Source organism: Parafrankia sp. EUN1f, assembly GCF_000177675.1.
Lineage (GTDB): Bacteria > Actinomycetota > Actinomycetes > Frankiales > Frankiaceae > Parafrankia.
Genome location: NZ_ADGX01000287.1, coordinates 1 through 4,875 on the forward strand (window position 1 = coordinate 1; position 4,875 = coordinate 4,875).

The following is a 4,875-nucleotide window of genomic DNA, read 5'->3' on the forward strand; positions in this document are numbered from 1 at the left end:
GGATTGCAACATTACCTGTATGCGTGCGGTCTGGAATGCCTGGAAGTCCTCATCGCCCCTACGAGGGATTGTGAGGTGCCCTTTTTCTTCCGGACAGTGGCCCCTACTAGAATAGGGGACAGGCCGGAAGGAATGATAGTTGACGCAGAAGCGAAGAAAGTTCACGCTTGAGTTCAAGGAAGAAGCCGTGCGGATGGTGATCGAGACATCCCGTCCGATCTCCGATGTCGCACAGGAATTGGGCATCCTGGAAGGAACCCTAGGGAGCTGGGTCGCCACCTACCGGCGTGCCCATGCCGGTGAGGCCCCGCCGGCGACCGCCGACGAAAGTGCCCGGCTCCGCGAACTCGAGCGGCAGAACCGCGAGCTGCGCATGGAAAACGAGTTCCTGAAAAAAGCCGGTGTGCCACGAACGCTGAAAGTTGCTTGTTAGCTGGGTGACGGACGGCGGTGCTGTACGAAAGATGGAGGATTGAAGGCCCTCCGGAGCCGCCCTTCGGGGGGAGGCTTCAAACGTGTGTCACGAACGCAGAGGGGGGTCACGTAGGTAAGGATCCTTTCTGATGCGGTGCTGTGCGAGAGATGGAGGATTGTCGGCCCTCCAGCGTCGTCCATGCGGGGGAGGGCGCTAAACCACCCTGTGCCGCGTTGGCTGAAGACCGTCGTGGTGAGCGACAGGGAAAAGACACGGCGAGATCGTGTCAGGTGGGGACCAGGAAGACGTGCCAGAAGTACTCGGCTGGATAGCTAGGCCGGGTGTTCGCTGTGGAAGCGTCGAAAGCCTCTTAGATGGCATCAGAACCGAGGGTTAGTTTGGCCTGAGGGATGAGTCTGGCGGGAGCCCGTTTACTGGCCAGGCGGTGCCCGGCGTGGAGGCGGCGTGAGCCTGGTCTGCGGCTCTTGCACGGAACGTGAGAAGGTGAGCGTCGATATTGTCCGCCCGGCCTGGTGGATCGGGGACGGGTAAGGGAGCGTGTCGAGGCAGGAAGCCGGAGGCACTGAGTACCGATGCGACGTTCGCTGGCGGACCGACCTGTAGTAGCTGGGAAGTCCCTGCTGACCTGGGGTGGGGCGGAGCCAAGGGGTCGGCTCATCTGGAGTGTTCGTTCGGACAACCGGGCAATGCCCCGGGAGGAAGCGAGGGAACATGTCCAAGTCGGAAGTCAAGCCGTTCTACATTCCCAAGCAGATGGTGTGGGAGGCATACCGGCGGGTTGCAAGCAACAAGGGTGCCCCGGGAGTGGACGGGCAGGCCCTGGCGGATTTCGAGGCAGATCTGAAGGACAACCTGTACAGGATCTGGAACCGGATGAGCTCGGGCAGCTACTTCCCACCCCCGGTGCGGGCGGTGGAAATACCGAAGCCGCATGGCGGAGGTTCGAGAACGCTAGGCGTGCCCACGGTCGTGGACAGGATCGCCCAAACGGTGGTGGCCATGTATTTGGAGAACCGGGCGGAACCGCGGTTCCACCCGGATTCCTATGGGTACCGGCCGGGGCGGTCGGCGCTGGACGCGGTCGCGGCGTGTCGGGCGAGGTGCTGGAAGAAGGACTGGGCGATCGACTGTGATGTCGAGAAGTTCTTTGACTCGGTGCCGTGGGACCTGATCATCAAGGCGGTGGAGGCGGTGACCGACGCCCGTTGGGTGCTGCTGTACGTCAAACGGTGGCTGGCTGCGCCGTTGCAGCACGCGGACGGCACTCTGGTGGAGCGGAGCAGGGGTACTCCGCATCCGCAGGGTGGCATCCTTACGCCTCCAACGCACTTGGCAACCAGCCTTCTGGTCACCCTCCGCATCGGCGCTAGCGGCCGGAGTGTCGCGGCCTGATGTTCGTTGGCGAAGTGGGATGCGATGCCGGATTGTAATCTTCTCGGGGCCGATCAGAACGTTCTTGACGAGTAGTCGCAGGACGCGTTGGCGGTCGGTGATCTCGGTGCTTTTCGCGTTCTCGCCCAGCTGTGACAGGAATCCCTCGAGGTCGGTTGCGAGGGCGAGATAAAGATCGCGGTCGGCGATCTGGCTGTCGAGAGCGTCGAGTTGGCCGCGGAGGTTCGCTTCGCGGGTGCGGAGTTCGGGCATTCTCGCGCGGAGCTCGTCAAGGGTGATCAGCTGTTCCTGGAACGCCTCGATCATGCGCGCGATGGCAGTGGCGGTCTTCGTGAGCGCGAGCTCGACCTGTCCGCGCTGACGCTTGGCGGGATCCGCATCACGAGCCTGGCGCAGCCGGCTGTCGATCTCGGCACGGATCAGAGTCGGATCGCTGATCAGTTTCGTGATGTGTTCCCAGACGGTCTCGTCGAGGTAGTCGGCGCGGACCGGCTTGTTCCAGCACACACGGCCGTTCTCGTAGCGGTAGTCGTCGGAACCGAGACACCGGTAGTAGTAGATCTTCTTGTTCGTTGTCCGTGTCGAGGTGCGGTAGTAGCCGTAACCGCAGGCCGAGCACGCTGCGAGACCCTGCAGCAGTGAGGGGGTCGTCTTCGTGTTGCGGGGCGCGAAACGCTTGTTTTCCTCGAGGCGGGCCGCGACCCGTTCGAACATCTCCTCGCTGACAAGGGCGGGCACCGGGATCTCGACCCACTCGTCACGAGGCCGGTCGACGACTCTGGTCGGCCGCGGTGTTGAACGCCCCTGAAGCCGCGCCACCCGGTTCAGACCGGCCGGCGTGTTGTCGATCATCGTCTTCCCAAACACCGCCGTCCCCTTGTAGGCGGGGTTCCGTAGCATCGCCCAGATCACCGACCGGTCCCAGCGATTCTTGCCGGTGCGGGTCGGCACGCCTTTCTCGGTCAGCCAGCGGGCCAGCGTCGCGATGGAGGCGCCTTCGTCGGCGTAGCGGCGGAACATCTCGGTGACCAGGATCGCCTCGTGGTGAAGGATCTCGTAGCCGGCACCGAGCTGGTCGGACCGCCGACGGTAGTGATACCCGAACGGCGCCCCGGACAGCACGTTCACCGACCCCGCCCGGGCACGGTGCGCCTTCCCACGTCGGTAACGCTCCAGGATCTGGGCCTTCTCATATTCCGCGAACATCCCCTGGAACTGGACCATGAGCTGGTCTTCCGGGCTGTCCCCGCGAGGGCCTTTGATGAACTCGACGCGGGTACCCGCCCGCGTGAACTCCTCGATCAGCAGTGCCTGGTAGGCGAACTTCCGGGCAAGTCTGTCCGGGGAATAGCACAGCACCACGTCGATCTGCACGGCCGCGACCAGGTCCCGCAGCCGTTCCAGCGCCGGGCGTGTCAGCGTCGCACCCGAATGGCCGTCGTCCTCGAAAACCCACTCGGCCGGCAGTACCGCCCCCATCTGCCGGGCGTGTTCACGCAGCGCCGCCGTCTGCGAGGCGATCGTCTCGTTCTTCTTCTGCCGGTCCGACGACACCCGGGCATAAACCGCCACGTTCACCGTTCTCGTCTCCTGTCTGCTGGTCCGTCTGGATTTTCAGCCGCCGCGGTGGGACCAGGACTCCGTACGCGATCGACAGATCCCGGGCAGCGTGGCGGTCGAACACATACTCAAGGGCGATCGCCCGCTCATTCATCCGTCGGACTTCCCGCCGCGGCTGAGACGAGATAGTCCGACAAAGCACCAGTCACGAGCGACGAAATCGTCGTGCCGCGGATCCGGGCTTCCTCGCGTGTTCGCTCGGCCAGCACAGCGGGAAGCTTGACCGTGAACACCACCGTCGGCTCAGGCACGACCACCCGCCCACCCACCGCCGAATCGGCGTAACGCCGGGCCTGCCGCGGCGAAACCCCAAACCGCGCGGACAGCAGAAGGGCGGCGTCCTCGATCGGAACGCCGCCCTCCAGCAGCTGCGCCGCAGCGTTCACCCGCTCGGCGTACTCACCCGCACCCACACGACGACGATCACCCACAGACAGATCAGTACTACCGCCTGTGTCGTGACGTCACCTCGACACGCCGAGGCAGTTCCAGCCGCCGGTAGCTCAGCGTGACTTCGAACTCGAAGTTGCCAAGTGCGTTGGAGGCGTAGCCAGTCCCGTACTCGCCAATCTGTTCATGCATTACGCGTTCGACTTGTGGATGGTCCGGGAATTCCCGGCCTGTCCTTTTGAGTGCTACGCCGATGATGCGGTCGTGCACTGCAAGTCCCTGGCCCAGGCCAGGTTCGTGCTGGACAGGCTGCGGAAGAGGATGGAACAGGTCGGCGTCAGCCTGCACCCGGAGAAAACTCGGATCGTGTACTGCAAGGACGGGAAAAGACGTGGCTCGCATGAGCACACGGAATTCACCTTCCTTGGCTTCACCTTCCGGGCGCGAGGGGTGCGGGCGCGGAACGGGAACGTGTTCACCGGGTTCGTCCCGGCGGCCAGCAAGGATGCCATCAAGAAGAGGGCAAGAAAGTGAAGTCCTGGCAGCTTCACACGCTCACCGGCCACACTATGGATGGGATCGCCCGTGCGGTCAATCCTGTCATCCGGGGCTGGATGCAATACTACGGTGCCTTCTACAAGACCGAGCTGTATCCGCTCCTCTATCGCATCAGCGCAAATCTGCTGCGGTGGATACGGAAGAAGTATCGACGGCTGAGGACATTTGCCAAAGCGCACCAGGCGTGGAAGAGGATCACCTTACAGTACCCCACGCTGTTCGCGCACTGGCAATGGATCCACGGCTTCTGGTGAGAAGGGCAAGAAGAGCCCGGTGACGCGAGAGTGTCACGCCGGGCGGAGTACGCCGCCCGCACCACCGCGAATGCTGGCACACCGACGCCGTCCATCATCCAGATGTGCGCCTGGCTCGACGTCTCCCGTTCCGGCTTCTACGAATGGCGTGACCGCCCCGCCTCCGCGACCGCGACCCGCCGCGGGGAGCTCGCCGCGCTCGCCGTCCGGTCGTTCACCGCCTCC

At 63.9% G+C, this 4,875-nt stretch carries 4 protein-coding genes and 3 pseudogenes; 5 read left to right on the top strand and 2 right to left on the bottom strand.

Annotated elements, in window-relative coordinates; all coding sequences use genetic code 11:
• Window positions 1–139 precede the first annotated feature (139 nt).
• Window positions 140–400: pseudogene (locus FREUN1FDRAFT_RS37855) on the top strand (transposase); the annotation flags it as partial.
• Between the two features lie 909 nt (window positions 401–1,309).
• The gene (locus tag FREUN1FDRAFT_RS44740) at window positions 1,310–1,828 is read left to right on the top strand and encodes a reverse transcriptase domain-containing protein (RefSeq protein ID WP_232295611.1); all 519 of its coding nucleotides are present in this window, start codon (window positions 1,310–1,312) and stop codon (window positions 1,826–1,828) included.
• 459 nt (window positions 1,829–2,287) lie between these two features.
• Here the strand turns inward: FREUN1FDRAFT_RS44740 and FREUN1FDRAFT_RS47250 are convergent.
• Window positions 2,288–3,406 (bottom strand): annotated as a pseudogene (locus tag FREUN1FDRAFT_RS47250) (recombinase family protein); the annotation flags it as partial.
• Between the two features lie 128 nt (window positions 3,407–3,534).
• A complete protein-coding gene (locus tag FREUN1FDRAFT_RS37865) occupies window positions 3,535–3,834 on the bottom strand; it encodes a hypothetical protein (RefSeq protein WP_232295610.1) in 300 nt (99 codons plus the stop codon).
• Between the two features lie 190 nt (window positions 3,835–4,024).
• Here FREUN1FDRAFT_RS37865 and FREUN1FDRAFT_RS45655 point away from each other — a divergent pair, with 190 nt between their 5' ends.
• From FREUN1FDRAFT_RS45655 to FREUN1FDRAFT_RS37875, 3 genes and pseudogenes are all read left to right on the top strand, one after another.
• Complete coding sequence (locus FREUN1FDRAFT_RS45655; protein ID WP_006545733.1) at window positions 4,025–4,372, top strand: reverse transcriptase domain-containing protein; 348 nt, start codon at window positions 4,025–4,027, stop codon at window positions 4,370–4,372.
• Window positions 4,369–4,650 carry a group II intron maturase-specific domain-containing protein gene (locus FREUN1FDRAFT_RS45660; protein WP_006545734.1) on the top strand — a complete coding sequence of 94 codons (282 nt, stop codon included), beginning with the start codon at window positions 4,369–4,371 and terminating at the stop codon, window positions 4,648–4,650. Before FREUN1FDRAFT_RS45655 ends, FREUN1FDRAFT_RS45660 begins: the two co-directional genes overlap by 4 nt.
• A 30-nt stretch (window positions 4,651–4,680) precedes the next feature.
• Window positions 4,681–4,875: pseudogene (locus FREUN1FDRAFT_RS37875) on the top strand (hypothetical protein); the annotation flags it as partial.

Bases quoted from the DNA above. Each gene is read 5' to 3' on its own strand.
- FREUN1FDRAFT_RS45655 (WP_006545733.1), top strand. From the start codon at position 4,025: ATGCATTACGCGTTCGACTTGTGGATGGTCCGGGAATTCCCGGCCTGT.
- FREUN1FDRAFT_RS44740 (WP_232295611.1), top strand. From the start codon at position 1,310: ATGAGCTCGGGCAGCTACTTCCCACCCCCGGTGCGGGCGGTGGAAATA.